General features: G+C 60.4%; 16 protein-coding genes. 10 read left to right on the forward strand and 6 right to left on the reverse strand.

The window, feature by feature from the left end; genetic code table 11:
* Positions 1-13: 13 nt before the first annotated feature.
* A complete protein-coding gene (locus E5334_RS04600) occupies positions 14-583 on the forward strand; it encodes an FKBP-type peptidyl-prolyl cis-trans isomerase (protein ID WP_136012416.1) in 570 nt (189 codons plus the stop codon).
* A 143-nt stretch (positions 584-726) separates the two neighbouring features.
* Here the strand turns inward: E5334_RS04600 and E5334_RS04605 are convergent, their stop codons facing one another.
* Positions 727-1,305, reverse strand: a complete 579-nt coding sequence (locus E5334_RS04605) for a xanthine phosphoribosyltransferase (RefSeq protein WP_136012417.1) — start codon at positions 1,303-1,305, stop codon at positions 727-729.
* A gap of 156 nt (positions 1,306-1,461) precedes the next feature.
* Between E5334_RS04605 and E5334_RS04610 the strand changes: the two genes are divergently transcribed.
* The 3 genes from E5334_RS04610 to gltA all read left to right on the forward strand — a co-directional run bounded on the left by E5334_RS04610 (position 1,462) and on the right by gltA (position 4,736).
* The gene (locus E5334_RS04610; protein ID WP_136012418.1) at positions 1,462-2,214 is read left to right on the forward strand and encodes a DNA/RNA nuclease SfsA; all 753 of its coding nucleotides are present in this window, start codon (positions 1,462-1,464) and stop codon (positions 2,212-2,214) included.
* 273 nt (positions 2,215-2,487) lie between these two features.
* A complete protein-coding gene (locus tag E5334_RS04615) occupies positions 2,488-3,327 on the forward strand; it encodes a sulfide/dihydroorotate dehydrogenase-like FAD/NAD-binding protein (protein WP_136012419.1) in 840 nt (279 codons plus the stop codon).
* Entirely contained in the window at positions 3,315-4,736 is a 1,422-nt protein-coding gene (gltA, locus tag E5334_RS04620; RefSeq protein ID WP_136012420.1) for an NADPH-dependent glutamate synthase, read from the forward strand. The genes E5334_RS04615 and gltA overlap by 13 nt, the downstream gene beginning before the upstream one ends.
* Before the next feature lie 327 nt (positions 4,737-5,063).
* Here the strand turns inward: gltA and E5334_RS04625 are convergent, their stop codons facing one another.
* From E5334_RS04625 to E5334_RS04645, 5 genes are all read right to left on the reverse strand, one after another.
* Positions 5,064-5,648, reverse strand: a complete 585-nt coding sequence (locus tag E5334_RS04625) for an alpha/beta hydrolase-fold protein (RefSeq protein WP_136012421.1) — start codon at positions 5,646-5,648, stop codon at positions 5,064-5,066.
* 126 nt (positions 5,649-5,774) lie between these two features.
* Complete coding sequence (locus E5334_RS04630; protein ID WP_136012422.1) at positions 5,775-6,515, reverse strand: FIVAR domain-containing protein; 741 nt, start codon at positions 6,513-6,515, stop codon at positions 5,775-5,777.
* Between the two features lie 262 nt (positions 6,516-6,777).
* Positions 6,778-7,425 (reverse strand): aminoacyl-tRNA hydrolase, encoded by a 648-nt coding sequence (gene pth, locus E5334_RS04635; protein ID WP_136012423.1) that lies wholly within the window; start codon positions 7,423-7,425, stop codon positions 6,778-6,780.
* A gap of 198 nt (positions 7,426-7,623) precedes the next feature.
* Positions 7,624-8,376, reverse strand: a complete 753-nt coding sequence (locus E5334_RS04640) for a DeoR/GlpR family DNA-binding transcription regulator (RefSeq protein ID WP_136012424.1) — start codon at positions 8,374-8,376, stop codon at positions 7,624-7,626.
* 2 nt (positions 8,377-8,378) lie between these two features.
* Positions 8,379-9,458 carry a Gfo/Idh/MocA family protein gene (locus tag E5334_RS04645; RefSeq protein ID WP_136012425.1) on the reverse strand — a complete coding sequence of 360 codons (1,080 nt, stop codon included), beginning with the start codon at positions 9,456-9,458 and terminating at the stop codon, positions 8,379-8,381.
* Positions 9,459-10,037: 579 nt separating this feature from the next.
* Here E5334_RS04645 and murQ point away from each other — a divergent pair.
* The 6 genes from murQ to E5334_RS04675 all read left to right on the forward strand — a co-directional run bounded on the left by murQ (position 10,038) and on the right by E5334_RS04675 (position 14,699).
* On the forward strand, positions 10,038-10,979 hold the full coding sequence (gene murQ / locus E5334_RS04650) for an N-acetylmuramic acid 6-phosphate etherase (protein WP_136012426.1): 942 nt from the start codon (positions 10,038-10,040) through the stop codon (positions 10,977-10,979).
* 72 nt (positions 10,980-11,051) lie between these two features.
* Positions 11,052-11,411 (forward strand): PTS lactose/cellobiose transporter subunit IIA, encoded by a 360-nt coding sequence (locus E5334_RS04655; RefSeq protein ID WP_136012427.1) that lies wholly within the window; start codon positions 11,052-11,054, stop codon positions 11,409-11,411.
* Complete coding sequence (locus tag E5334_RS04660; RefSeq protein WP_136012428.1) at positions 11,404-11,802, forward strand: hypothetical protein; 399 nt, start codon at positions 11,404-11,406, stop codon at positions 11,800-11,802. The genes E5334_RS04655 and E5334_RS04660 overlap by 8 nt, the downstream gene beginning before the upstream one ends.
* A gap of 154 nt (positions 11,803-11,956) precedes the next feature.
* A complete protein-coding gene (locus E5334_RS04665; protein ID WP_136012429.1) occupies positions 11,957-12,280 on the forward strand; it encodes a PTS sugar transporter subunit IIB in 324 nt (107 codons plus the stop codon).
* Positions 12,281-12,313: 33 nt separating this feature from the next.
* On the forward strand, positions 12,314-13,696 hold the full coding sequence (locus tag E5334_RS04670) for a PTS sugar transporter subunit IIC (protein ID WP_136012430.1): 1,383 nt from the start codon (positions 12,314-12,316) through the stop codon (positions 13,694-13,696).
* An 88-nt stretch (positions 13,697-13,784) separates the two neighbouring features.
* Positions 13,785-14,699 carry an N-acetylglucosamine kinase gene (locus tag E5334_RS04675; RefSeq protein WP_136012431.1) on the forward strand — a complete coding sequence of 305 codons (915 nt, stop codon included), beginning with the start codon at positions 13,785-13,787 and terminating at the stop codon, positions 14,697-14,699.
* Positions 14,700-14,755 lie beyond the last annotated feature (56 nt).

Below are 14,755 nucleotides of genomic sequence, written 5' to 3' on the forward strand. Positions count from 1 at the left end.
AAGGAGGATTTCTATGACTCACACTGTGGCGCGCTGCGCCTGTGCGCTGGCGCTGGCGTCTCTTGTGGCACTGACAGGTTGCTCTGGGCAGGCTGCCACCACCGAGCAAAGCAACGCTTCCGAGGCGGCTACCCAAGAGCCTTCTGAGGCCAAGACCCAGGCCGCCAAGGGCGACAAAGTCAAGGTGCACTACACGGGCACCTTGGATGACGGCACCAAGTTCGACAGTTCTTACGACCGCGGCACTCCTCTGGAGTTCACTGTGGGGGCCGGTCAGATGATCAGCGGCTTTGACTCTGCGGTCGAGGGCATGAAGGTGGGAGAGAAAAAGACCGTGCACCTGGAGCCCTCCGAGGCCTACGGGGAGCGCGACGAGTCGCTGGTCTTCGAGATCCCCCAGGCCGATGTGCGCGATGGCGACCAGCTGCAAGTAGGGGACCGCCTGACCTTCACCGGCAGCAACGGGACCACCGGTACAGCTACGGTAACTGCCATCAATGACGGCACTATCACCGCCGACGCCAACCCGGAGCTGGCGGGAAAGCCCCTGAACTTCGAGATCGAGCTGGTGAGCGTGGAGTAGGGCTCTTGCGCCAATTCTGGCCGATAAAAGCCACGTGCCTTCCATGAGCTGCGCCCAAGACTTGGGGCGCAGTTCGCAGAGGCGCGCGGCTTTCTCGATCTTTGGTAGGTGCCTGGTGTGGCATTCTGTCCTCAGGCTTGGGCTTAGGCAAACTCGATGGCGCCTGTGGCAGGGTCCATGGACTGCACTATGGCCAGCGACTCCAGGTGATAGCCTCGCTCGCGAAGGCTCTGGCCGCCTGGCTGGAAGCCCTTCTCGATAGCGATGCCTATGCCCTCGACGATGGCGCCCGCATCCTGGCAGATCTCCAAAAGGCCGTTGAGGGCGCAGCCCATGGCCAAAAAGTCGTCGATGATAAGCACATGCTCGCCTTTTTGGATGAAGCGCTTCGCTACGATGACGTCGTACTCGCGTTTCTTGGTGTAGCTCACGATATGGGTGCGGTATTGGCTGCCGTCGAGGTTGAGCGACTCTGTCTTTCTGGCAAAGACCACCGGTACATTGCCAAAGTGCCGGGCTGCCACGCAGGCAAGGCCGATGCCCGAGGACTCGATGGTGAGGATCTTGTCTACAGGGCAGCCTGCGAACAAGCGCGCCCACTCGGCTCCGAGCTCCTCGTAGAGTTCGGTATCGCACTGATGGTTGAGGAAGCTGTCGACCTTGAGGATGTTGCCCTCGCGGACGATGCCGTCACGGCGGATGCGCTCTTCAAGAACCTCCACAGATGCCCCCTAGGGTTGGCGTTTGGCTGACCTTCCGTTCATTATGGGACAGAAGCTTAGCAAATCCCGTGATTTTTGAGACGATCTGAGGCTTTTTGGGAAGGCTCTTTGGAAGTACCTGCCGTCCTTCTTGCGCACGCTGTGAGGAGCGCCCCTATGAAACCTGCGGTGTTGCAACCCTATCGCTTCGCGCCACCTCTTTTAGAGGGTGTCATCTTAGGCAGGCCCAACCGCTTCATCATGGATGTCGAGGCCAATGGCGAGGTCTTTCGTGCCCACTGCCCTGTGGTGACTCGCATAGGGGATATCGATACGGCTGGCAGGCCCTGTCTTTTCTCGGCAAGCGACAATCCTTCTCGCAAGTTCGCCCATACCGTGGAGGCGCTCTCCTTCGATGAGCCAGAGAAACCCTTCAAACGCTGGGTGGGGCTCAATCAGACTGCCTCGAACCGCTACATCGAGCACTTTTTGCGCACTGGAGCCTTCGGGCAGTTGGCGCCCCATCCGGAGTCGGTGCGCCGAGAGGTGAAGGTGGGCTCTTCTCGGCTGGACTTTTTGATCGACGAGGATCTCTACCTAGAAGTAAAGACGCCGTTAAGGCAGCTGGAATGCGAAGTCCCTGCGTCTGTGGCACGGCTGCCCCAGCCTAAATTCTCCTCCACCGATCGCGCGCTGCGGCATTTAGAGGAACTTGCCCGATCCATGGAGACCCATGAGCGAGCTATCATTTTGTATTGCATGTACTATCAAAACCATGGGTTCCACTTTTACCACGGCACCACCTACGACGAAGTGGTGGCTGGTGTCGCTGGGGCGCGGGCTGCGGGGGTGGAGTTGTGGCAGGCGACGCTGGAGCAAGACGCCCATGAGGTGCGGCTGGTGGACTATGCGCCCATGGAGGGGCTTTAGGCACAAAGGCGGTTCTTGTGGGCGCCGGTGAAGCATCCCTTGGGAGGCACCAGGTTTTTTTGAGCATGCCAACCCATTGCCTGTTGATAATGAGGGGCTCTCCGTTCATTGTGGCAAGCCGTCTGTTGGCTTTGCGGTAAACTTAAGCACAGATCGCAAATGACATCCTGCCGCCTCGGGTGGGTTTGGGATGCATGCGTGCGTTGGGGCGATGCCTTGGGTCGTCGCCTCTTTTTATGCAGAGAAGGCATCGAGGAAGAGAGAGGAGATTGCATGTTCGAAATCCTCGAAAAGACGCAGTACTCGGAGAAGGTGTTTAAGTTCCGTGTGCATGCGCCACAAATGGCCAAGAAGGCTCACGCCGGCCAATTTTTGATGGTGCGCACCGATGAGCACGGCGAGCGCGTGCCCTTCACCTTCGCAGACTGGAATCCTGAGGAGGGCTGGATCGAGTTCATCTTCATGGTCATTGGCAAGACCACTGAGGACTTGTCTCAGCTTCAGGCGGGCGACTCCATCCTGGATGTCACCGGTCCTCTGGGCCAGCCCACCGAGATGAAGCCGGGCAACTGGTGCGTCATTGGCGGCGGTGTGGGCCTAGCCATCGCTTATCCCGTAGCCCGTGCTCTGGTGGACGCTGGCAACAAGGTCACCGTCATCATGGGCGCCCGCACCAAAGACCTGCTCATCCTGACCGAGCAGTTCCGCGAGCTGCCGCTGGAGAATCTCATCATCACCACCGACGACGGCTCTGAGGGCGAGAAGGGCGTCGTCACCGCCCCGCTGGAGCGTCTCTGCGAGGACCATGCCATCGACCAGGTCTTTGCCGTAGGCCCTGTGCCCATGATGAAGTTCTCTGCCCTTACCTGCGAGAAGTACGACATGCCCATCACCGCCAGCCTCAACCCCATCATGGTAGACGGCACCGGCATGTGCGGCTGCTGCCGCGTCACCGTGGGCGGAAAGACCAAGTTCGCCTGCGTGGACGGTCCTGACTTTGATGCCACTCAGGTGGACTGGGCCGACCTGGCCGCTCGTCAGGGTTCCTACCGTGCCGAGGAGCACGTGGCTCTCGAGCACGCTCATGAGGGGGGTTGCAAATGCCACTCGTAAACGGAAAGTACCGCGCGAACAACAAGGATCCGCGCGTGCCGGCCAATGAGGTGCCTGCCGAGGTTCGCGCTAAGAACTTCGAGCCTGTAGATACCGGCTATACCACCGAGGACGCTCTGGAAGAGGCCAATCGCTGCCTGGACTGCAAAAAGCCCATGTGCGTGAAGGGCTGCCCTGTGGGCATCGACATCCCTACGTTCATCCGTCAGATCCGCGAGGAGGATTTCGCCGGCGGCCTAGCCACCATCCGCGAGTCCAACATGCTTCCCTCCGTCTGCGGCCGCGTGTGCCCCCAGGAAAACCAGTGCGAAGGCAACTGCATCCTCAATCGCACCGGCAACAATCCCATCGCCATTGGCCAGCTGGAGCGCTTCTTGGGTGACATGACCGAGTCTGTAGGCGCCACTCCCGTATGCAAGCCTGCCAACGGCAAGAAGGTGGCCGTAGTGGGTTCTGGCCCCTCTGGCATCGCCTGCGCCGGCGCGCTGGCGCGCGAAGGCTTTGACGTCACCGTCTACGAGGCCTTCCAGACCGGCGGCGGCGTGCTTACCTATGGCATCCCCGAGTTCCGTCTGCCCAAGGCCATCGTCAAGCGTGAGATCGACGGCCTCAAGGACCTAGGCGTCAAGTTCGAGTACGACGCCGTGGTGGGCCGCCTCTACGACGGCGACGAGTTCTTCAACGACATGGGCTACGACGCCATGTACATGGCTGTGGGCGCCGGCCTGCCCAAGTTCTTGAACATCCCCGGCGAGAACCTTCCCGGCGTCTTCTGCGCCAACGAGTACCTCACCCGCGTGAACCTCATGAAGGCCATGGACTTCCCCGTCTTTGACACCCCCATCAAGCACGGCAAGAACGTCGTGGTCTTTGGCGGCGGCAACGTGGCCATGGATGCCGCCCGCACCGCGCTGCGTCTGGGCGCCGACTCCGTGACCTTGGCTTACCGCCGCACTGAGAAGGAGATGCCTGCCCGTGTGGCCGAGCTGCACCACGCTAAGGAGGAGGGCGTCCGCGTGATGGAGCTCGTCTCCCCGCTGGAGTTCGAGGCAGGCGAGGACGGCTTTGTGGCCAAGGTCAAGCTGGAGCGCATGGAACTGGGTGAGCCCGACGAGTCCGGCCGCCGTCGTCCGGTGCGCGTCGAGGGCAGCGAGTTCGAGCTTCCCTGCGACGTGGCAGTCACCGCCATCGGCACCAATGCCAACCCCTTTGCCAGCATGGCTGCCGACGTAGACCTCAACAAGTGGGGCTACATCGAGGCTGACGAAGACGGCAAGACCTCCAACCCCAAGGTTTGGGCTGGCGGCGACATCGTCACCGGCGCCGCTACCGTCATTTTGGCCATGGGCGCCGGCAAGCAGGCCGCTGCCTCCATTGCCAAGACCCTGCTGGGCGACGACGCCGAGTAGCCGTTAGCAGCCTATTTGCGCACACACACGCTATGAGAACGGGAGTGATCCACTGCGGTGGGTCACTCCCGTTTTGCATGATTATGGAAACATGCAGGATCTAGAGGTTTTAATGCAAAGATCTCTGATCTGCGACCGGTCCCACCCATAGGGTAGGACCGGATTTGCATGACTTATCCAGTCATACCTGGGGAGTAGGACTGGGTTGCCAGCTCAAAAGCTCGCCACTCATGGAAAACTCGGCGCTCGAACAAAAAAGCCTCGCACGCACCCAAAAGCCGATCTCGCCAAGAAACGCTTGATGTCGGCAGCCCACATTTTGGTGCGCTATCGATTCAAAAACCTGTCCAGCTGCCCCAAGCCCCAGCTCAGGCGCTCTTCCATGTGGTGGGTATGGCCTCCGGCAAAGGAGCGAAATGCAGTCTTAGCGCCATAGCCTGCCAATAGTTGCCGGGTTTTATCGGTAGCTACATCCACCGTGCGCATGAGGGGACGAGGGCCTTTGGCCTCTTTGGAGCCCAGGCCGAGAAACGCCCCACATCCAGAGAGGTCGCGTGGGTGAGCGGTGAGCCAGTTCAGCCAGCCGGGATACCAAAGCGATCCAGAGAGGCTGGCAGCGGCACAGAAACGCGCGCTGGACATGAAAGCCCAGAGGGCGAAGAGACCGCCCAGCGAGTAGCCGCAAAGGGTGACGGACTCGTTGGTGGGAAGCGATCGTTCGATAGCGGCTAACGTGGAGGTCGCCTGGCCGCCAAAGGGAGGCCCACCCGCAAAAAGCGCAGGGGCAGGCCAAGGGGTAAGGGCGTCCTCCCAATCGTCCACTGGATAGCGAATCAACTGCGAGCTAAGCAATAAATTCGCAGGTACAGGCAGCGGATGTGTAGGGGAGTCGACGAGGATTATAGCAGGCATGGCAGGCCCGCTTTGTAAGATATAGGCTTCCCATTTATTGTAATTAAAGGCTCTGTTCACAAGCCTTGATAACTTGTGGACAGAGCCTAGTATTAGAAGAGTAGTTAATTATTCAGTGGAAGCTAGTTAGTTAATGGTGACAAGCTCGCCATAGAGTCCGGGAACACTAATCGTAGTTCCAATTGCGGATTGATATTTATAGATTCCAATATACGTACCGCACACAGTTACATTGTCCTCTTCTAGAACACGAGTGCCGTTGAGAATTGTAGGATCAAATCCAACCATTACGACATCATCGTAGTTGCCGCTCGTTGCCACGCGAAGGGTGGTTTCAGTATCACCTTCTAGAACCTGTAGAACCCTACCAGTTATTTTAATATCTTGGCCAGTATAGGAATCGGGGTCACGTGCTAAATCTTCGTAAGCAATTACCTGATAATCCTCAGGAGTCTTAGGCTTTTCCTGAAGTGCCGAGATAGCATCCGTGAGTGCTGTCCTTGCGCTGTCAACCTGGTCTTGAGTGGCATTCTCATCGTCTACAGTAGCTTGGGCTGTTTGAAGTGCCGTTTGGAAGGCTGCCCAACTCTCATCGGTATAGTTTTCGTTTGGAAGGCTGGATGCATTTGTCACTACACCTTCGAGAGTTTTCTTGTCTACCGTGGGCTTTTCTGGTTTCTTCTCTTTCTTAGTGCTGCTGGTATCTTCGCTTTTGCTGGTTGTTGCTGCGGCTTGAGGAGTCTCGTTTGACTTGCTTGAGGAGCTTGCCGAGTTGTTTTTACCTCCGGAACCAATAGCTGCCAGTAGGAGTACCACTACGACAACTATGATTAATTTATTGTTGATTTCTTTTCCCGCGATTTTCATTATGCCCCCTCATACTTAGGAAACTTATTTTCTCTTCCAACAATTTGTCCAGAAAATATTCAGAACATTGACAGAAAAATATCTGAATGGGGGGGGTGTCAATGGTAGAGACAAAAATGGATAGAATGCGGAATTATATAATAATATTAATATATATAAGGTATGTAAAACATAAATACTAATACAGCAACCTAATACCCAAAATAGGATCTTAGGTATTAGGTTGCTGTATATTGCGCAATTTAGTGGGTTGGTTAAGTGCTTACTTCGCAGCCTGCTCGCGCAGCACGCGCTCGATCTCGTCGGCCGCCAGGGCCACCACGTCTTGCTGGGCTTGCCAGTCTTTGCCCTTGAGCTGCTTGAGCACGAAGACCCCGGGATCCATGCGTCCGGGAGGTCGGCCAATGCCCACTTGCATCCGCTTGAAGTCGCGGGTCTTGAGCTTGGCCGCGATGGAGCGCAGGCCGTTATGGCCGTCCAGACCTCCATCGAGCTTGTACTTCACCGTGCCGGCGGGGATATCCAGCATGTCGTGGACCACAAGCAGTTGCTCCGGAGCGGCTTTGAGCTGAGCCAGCAGTTTTGCCACCGGCCCTCCGCACACATTCATGTATGACTGGGGCTTGGCCAGCACCACCTGCGCGCCCTCGATGGTGGCCTTGCAGGCAAGCGAGCCCAGCTGCTGCTTCCAGTAACCGGCGCCCCAACGCTGGGCCAAAAGATCCACCACCTGAAGGCCGGAGTTGTGCCTGCTTTGGGCATACTCTGCCCCTGGGTTTCCCAGCCCCGCGATGAGCACTATGGGTTTGGCCGCCGCTTTGGGATTGGCTCCCCGAGGCTTCTTAGACGAGGGGGCATGTTGGCGGGCGGCCTTCTCGGCAGCTTCTTTGGCTGCGTACTTGTCTGCCATGTATGGCTCCTAACCATGAAAAGAGGCTGCCAGCACAGTGTCTGACAACCTCTTTAGTATGCCCAATATGGGAGGGTTGGACAGGGAAGAGAGAGGGTTGGTGGCAGAGAGACTCAGGCCTTTGCCGAGAAACCCAAGGCTCGCGGGCTGGAACGTAAAGGATGGGCTATGGGGCCTCAGAGCGAGGCCCCATAGCCTCTAACCTGCGACGACGATCATCGAATCAAGATCACGATAAGCAGCGGGGATATCGTTGGTAAGCACGTGAGCAAAATCGACGGGTGCAAAAGAGACAGGGGCGATGCGGTCGAATTTAGTGGCATCGCAGATCACGTAACGGCCTGATGCCTGGGTCTGCGCCATGGATAGCGCTTTTATTTGAGCTTCTTGGCGCTCCACGGTGGTGAAGCCTTGGGCAAGATCGATGCCGTTGGTGCCCCAGAAGCCTAAAGAGAAGTGGAAGCGGGAGAGGGCGTCGACGGCCTCAGGGCCAATGACGGCCTCGGTAGCGTTTTTCACCTGGCCGCCCAGCACGATGGTGGAAAAGCCACGGTCGCAGAGGGCCAAGGCGGTGCCCAAAGAGTCGGTGACGTAGGTGGCAGACCGCTCCTGGAGGGCATCTACCAGGGCACGACAGGTGGTGCCGGCGTCGATGTAGACGAAGTCGTCAGGACCCACCAAGGAGGCCGCATAGCGCACGATGGAGAGCTTCTCGGCAGTATGGAGCTCTGCGCGCTCGGGCAACGTGAGGTCGCGGCGCACGTGCTCGTCCTCCAGGCTCACCGCGCCTCCGTGGACCTTCATCAGGCGGCCGGCGGCGTCCAGCTTCTCCAGGTCTCGGCGAATGGTTGACTGACTGATATTGAAGGACTCAGCCAGCTCTGGCACGGTGACGGTGCCGGCGCGCTTGACCGCCTCGACGATGAGGTCGTGGCGCTGGCGGGCGATCATGCTCAGCGCTCCTCGGGGTAGACGACGCCCCAGCTGGCACGCAGGGCGGTCATGAGGTCCATGACGTCGGCTGCCTTGGAGGTGATGGCGCGGCAAGCCTCGTCGCCGGCCACGGCACGCTCCAGATCGGCGATCTCGTAGCAGAGGGCGTAGGCCTCCTCGCCGCACTTGACGGTCTCCTGGCGGCCGTCGACAGTCCACACGATGATGGCCTCGTCGGCGCGGGGATAGCTGTCCACCTGGATGTAGCACTTGTCAAAGGATGCCACGGCGCGCTTGGGCTGTTTGGAGTGGAGCGACAGGCTTACTACGGCCAGCTGCTGCTCGGCGTTGCGGGCCACGATGCCGCCTGCCTCGTCGACGCCGGTGGAGGCCAGGTTGCCCAAAGACACCAGCTCTGTGGGGTTGGAGCTCATGAAGGTGCGGGCAAAGGTCAGGGCATAGACGCCGATGTCGAGCATGGCGCCGCCGGCCAGTTTGGGGTTGTAGAAGCGGTTGGTGAGGTCGCCGTACTCCTTGTAGCTGCCAAAGGAGGCCTGCACCAGGTTGAGGGGGCCAAACTCGCCCTCCTGGGCACGACGGACCAACTCATGGTAGAGGGGCATATGCCAGATGGTGGTGGCGTCCACCAGCTGCACGCCGTTGGCCTGAGCGAGAGCGCGGGCCTCGTCCAGCTCGGCGCTGTTCAAGGTGATGGCCTTCTCGCAGAGCACGTGCTTGCCGGCTGCCAGCGCGTCGCGCAGATAGTGGATGTGGGTGTTGTGCGGCGTGGTGATGTAGATGGCGTCTACCTCGGGGTCCCGATAGAGCTCCTCGCAGGAGTCATAGACGCGCTCTATGCCATAGCGCTCGGCAAAGGCCTCAGCCTTGGCGCGGGTGCGATTGGCGACGCCGTGGATGGTGCGGCCGGCCAATGCCAGCGATTCTGCCATCTGGTTGGCGATGACGCCGCAGCCAATCACTGCCCACCTAAGCTCAGGGGCAGTAAAGACTTCAGAGGTGGGGAATGGCTTCTCTTTCGCGCGGGCAAAGGCGGCGTCAGCGGCTTGGGCGGCGTCTAAAGGGGCGTTGGCTTGATCCATGGGAACCTCCAGGGAAGAGGATGGTCAAAAAAGCGAGGGAGCCCGAGGGTGCAAGGGCTGGCGTTTTGGCCTTTGGCTGCCCGGGCGTCCTTCGATGACCATTATTGCGCAGAAATGCTCATAACGCGCGAATATGCGCATATTAGGGGCCAACGGTTGTAAATTGCCTGTAAACGGTAGCAAGAATAGGCAAAAACGATCATATATAAGCAATAAGATCGCGCATAAATGCGCGACAAAAGAAGTCCTTCTGGGCTGCTTGGGGCCGTGCGATCCCAAGGTTATCCATGGGCTGAAAGCATCTGGGCCAAGGGTGGCCAGATCTGCGGCCAAGCGGCAACGGTGACAGGCCATTGCATAGATAAGTCATAGGCGATTTAGAAACCTATCGGCCAGCGGTTAAGGGAGTGCCGCTAGCGGCCTGATTCCGGCCTGGCTTTCTCAATATGCGAAACAAACAGTTCATTGAAACAACCTTAAATGGCATTTACCGATTCACTGGGATACTCAATGGCAGAGACGCCCCCAAGATCCCAAGGGCGCATCGCAGCCGGATACCCCCTCAGAAAGGCAACGAAGATGGTTGATCTTTCGGGCTTGACCACTGAAGGAAGAAACCCGCATACTATAAATCTTGATGTAATGACCCCCCTGGAGGTGGCTGAGGCCATGAACCAGGAGGACGCCCAGGTGGCAGCCGCAGTGGGCCAGGTAGTCCCTGAGGTTGCCCAGGCCATCACCTGGGGCCGCGCGTCGCTCAAGGCCCGGGGCCGCATCGTCTATTTTGGCGCGGGCACCTCAGGGAGGCTGGGCCTTCTGGACGCGGTGGAATGCCGCCCCACCTTTGGAGTCACCGACAACGTGGTCATCGGCCTTATCGCCGGCGGCCAGCAGGCCTTTGTGAAGGCGGTGGAGGGGGCCGAGGACGACCCGGCGCTCGGAGCCGCCGACCTGGCCTCCATCGACCTTGGCCCTGCCGACCTGGCCATCGGCATCGCCGCCAGCGGTCGCACCCCCTATGTGCTGGGGGGCTTGGACTACGCCCGTAGCCAGGGCTGCAAGACCGTGGCCATCGCCTGCACGCCCGGTTCTGCGGTGGGCCGCGCCGCCGACCTGGCCATCGAGCCTGCCTGCGGTCCTGAGGTGCTCTGCGGCTCCACCCGCCTCAAGGCAGGCACCGCCCAAAAGATGATCCTCAACATGATCTCTACGGGCTCGCTGGTGGGATTGGGCAAGGCCTTTAGCAATCTCATGGTGGACGTGCAGCCCACCAACGACAAGCTGCGCGCCCGGTCGGTGCGCATTGTGGCGGAGGCCACAGGCCTCGATGCCGAGAAGGCCCAGCGGCTGTTGGCAGAGGCTCACTACTATCCCAAAGTCGCCATAGTCATGACCCTGGCCCAGGTGGACGCTCAGGCGGCCCAGGGCTATTTGGACCAGGCTTCCGGCCAGGTGAGAGAGGCTTTGAGGCTGGCCGGAAGACCCGTGGGATCAGACACCGTTGCTTGTGGGGGCCACTAGCCTTCCTGGGAAGCCTAAAGGCTCCGACCAAGATCTCGCACATCAACCCGCTAGAGGGAAAGGACCTCACTTATGGATCGCGAAACCTGCCTGGAGAAGAGCTTTGAGATCGTCGCGGTGGGCGGCAATGCCAAGGGCATGGCCTACGAGGCGCTGGAAGTGGCCGAGGCCGGCGACTTTGCCCAAGCCCGAGAGCTTCTGGGCGCCTCTGAGAGAGACCTGGTGGAGGCCCATAAGATCCAGACCCAGTTCATCCAGAAGTCTGCGGCCGGGGAAGACATCCCCATCGACATGATCTTCATTCATGCCCAGGACCACCTCATGTGCGCCCTGGAAGCCCAGTCCCTTATCGGCCATCTCATCGCCTTGCAGGAGCAGGTCACCAAGCTCGAGAAGCGTTTGGAAGAGCTGGAAGGAGCCTCCCATGTCTAAGAAGCCCTCTGGTGCGCCTCAGGTGTCCCAAGTGCTCGAGAGCCGCTCGGAGGCAGAGCTTAAGGCTGTGGCAGGCCACGGCCTGGCCTGCCAGTGGTTTGGCGCCACAGACTACGACATCCCGCGCTTTGGCTTCGCCTCGGCAGCGGTGGCGGTGTTCGCCATGGTGCTGGCGTTTTTCTTCATCCCCGACCTCTTCCGGGCCACCCTGGGTCCCTGGCAGCTGCCTTCGGCGGTTCTCGGCGGGATGGCCATAGGGTTCTCCATTGCTATCATGCAGTTCTTTCACGAGGAGTCCCGCGGCCCCGTCAGAGCCTTTTGGTGGGCGGGAGGCCTGCTCTCGCTCGCCAGCGCCCTGGTGCTCTTCATTATCTTTTGCTGCGCTTACTAGGCAATAGGATGTCTAAAAGCACCATCCAAGAGCGCAATGGATTACTTAAAGCAAACTAAGAACAAGGCAATAGGTTGCCTAAAAGGAGAAAGATACGCATTACCCGGCAGATTCGCTGGTCGCACGCTAAGCACTTCTCGTTAAGGAGGAAGCAATGAAGGTCTTAATCGTATGCTCGGGCGGCATGAGCTCCACCATCGCCGAGGACGCCCTCAAGAAGGAGGCCGAGAAGCGCGGCCTGGCCATCCAGGTGGATGCCTGTGGCACCTCTGCGCTGGAGGACGAGCTCAAGGAAGAGGCCATCGACGCGGTTATGGTGGCCCCTCAGGTGCGCCATCGCTATAAGGACCTGGAGGCTGTGGCTCAGGCTGCGGGTGTGCCTATCGTCCTGATCGCTCCCATGGCCTACAGCCCCATGGGAGGCTCCAAGCTCTTTGGCCAGCTGGCCGAGCTGGTGCCTGATCTGGTCAGCCAGTAGCCGTCCTTTTGGCCAAGCTTCAAAGGAGCAGGCATGTCATTCTTCGAAACCATGTCCGGCTGGATCGATGAGCATTTGGCCGGCCCTATGGCGCGGGTCGCCGAGCAGCGTCACCTGCGCGCCATCCGCGACGGCATCGTCTCGACCCTGCCCTTGATCATCGTCAGCTCGTTCTTGATGGTCATCGCCTTTGCCTACAACCAGATGCCCGCCGATTGGGCGCTGGCCGCCTGGCTCAAGGCCAACGCAGTGAAGATCCTTTTGCCCTACCGCATGTCCATGTACATCCTGTCGCTCTATGCCTGCTTTGGCATAGGCTACTCTCTGGGACGCTCCTATAAGGTGGACGGCCTCATGAGCGGCCTGCTTTCGGTGATGGCCATGCTGCTCACCATCGTGCCGGTGATGATGCCCGACCTAAACGACGCCGTCAACGCCGCCCTGGCCGCCTCTCCTCTGGCAGACGCCGGCTTCCCCGACGCCATGGCCGCCGTCAACGGGGCCTACGTCATGAACATGAACTACCTGGGCACTGGCCAGCTCTTCGTGGCCATCATCGCCGCCTTCGTGGCGGTGGAGATCTATCGCCAATGCATCCAGCACAAGCTCACCATCAAGATGCCGCCCCAGGTGCCCGAGGCTGTGTCCAACTCCTTCGCGGCCCTGATCCCTACGGCCATCATCTTCTTCCTGTTCTCCGCGGTGTGCCTGTGGGGCGGCTTCAACATCCACGACTTCATCACCGCGCTGATCATGCCTCTGGTCTCCGGCGTCGACACCCTGGGCGCCGCCCTGGTCATCGTCTTCCTTGAGATGCTCTTCTGGTTCTTTGGCATCCACGGCAGCTCGGTGGTCTACTCCATCGCCCGCCCGCTCTGGCTGGTGCTTCTGGATGAGAACGCCGCCGCCTATGCCGCCGGCCAGGCCCTGCCCCATGTGATCTCCGAGCCTTTCTTCCAGTGGTTTGTGCAGATCGGCGGCTCGGGCTGCACCATCTCCTTGGCCATCCTGCTGCTCTTCTGCGCCCGCTCCAAGTACGGCAAGACCATGGGCAAGGCCACCATCATCCCGGCCATCTTCAACATCAACGAGCCTCTGATGTTTGGCGTGCCTTTGGTGCTCAACCCCACCATGCTCATCCCGCTCATCCTCACCCCGGTGGTGAACACCCTCATCGCCTATTTCGCGCTCTCCGTGGGCTTGGTGGGCCGGTTTGTGGGCGCCATCGTCCCCTGGACGCTCCCTGGCCCTGTGGGCGCCTTCTTGGCCTGCGGCGGCGACTGGCGCGCGGCAGTGCTCAACGTCGTGCTCATCGCCATCGGCGTGTGTATCTACTACCCGTTCTTCCGCGCCTGGGAGAAGCAGATCCTGGACGAGGAGAAGCAGGACGAGTCCGAGGCCGCCAAGGCTTGCTAGCCTTTCTGGACTGACCTTTGGGCGGGAGCTGCCAGGCAGCCTCCCGCCCGCGCATCCTGCCCGCACCTTTGAAGAGAAGGGAGGCCCTATGCCTGTGATCGCTGTGGACGGCGGGGGAACCCGCTGCCGCTTCGCTGTAATGGACGCCCGGGGCTCCCAGCTGGCCTATCTGGAGACTGCCACCTGCCATCCCGGCCAGATCGGCCTTGAGGCCATGGGCGAGCGCCTGTCTGCCGGAGCCAGAAGGGTCTGTGCCGAGGCGGACGTGTCTCTGGCTGACTGCGTGGTCTCTTTGGGGCTCGCCGGCTATGGGCCTGGGCGCCAGCGGCCCTTGGATCAGGCGGTGCGCCAAGGACTGGGCGATGCCCGCTCGCTGTTGGTGATCAGCGATGCCGAGGCCGCACGCCTGGGCGCCCTGGAAGGCGCAGAGGGTCTGCTGCTGGTGGCTGGCACCGGCTCCATCTGCACGGGCGTCATCGACGGAGCCTGGGTGCGCGCTGGCGGCTGGGGCTTCATGCTGGGCGACGAGGGCTCGGGAGCCTGGCTGGGCAAAGCCGCAGCCAGCTACGTCTTGAGGGCCGCAGATGGGGGTGCCGAGAAGGACCAACCCCTGGAAGACCGGCTCTGCGAGGCCTTGGACATCCAAAAGCCTCAGGACCTGGTAGAGCGCCTGGCTCAGGCAGCAGACGCTCGACGCCTGCTGGGCACTCTGGCGCCCGTGGTGATGGGGCTGGCATCCGAGGGCGACCGAGCGGCAGGCTCCCTGGTGGAGCAAGCGGCCTGCCAGCTGGCGTCGCTGGTCTCCGGCTGCCTGCGCCAGGCTGAGCCCCAACAGAGCGTGGCCTGCTCCTACACAGGGGGCCTTTTCTCGGCAGGGGCACTGTTGTTGGAGCCCCTCAAGGCCCGGCTGGACAAGCGCGTGCGCCTGGTGGCCCCACGCCACAGCCCGCTCTATGGGGCCTGGCTCAACGCCCGGATGACGCTGGGGGAGCTGGCGCTCTAGAGGTACAGGGTCTCGGCTGCCGAGGCCAAGGGCTTCTCGGCAATGGGTAGTCCATC

Origin of the sequence: Muricaecibacterium torontonense (assembly GCF_004793925.1) — a bacterium.
Taxonomy (GTDB): domain Bacteria; phylum Actinomycetota; class Coriobacteriia; order Coriobacteriales; family Atopobiaceae; genus Leptogranulimonas; species Leptogranulimonas caecicola.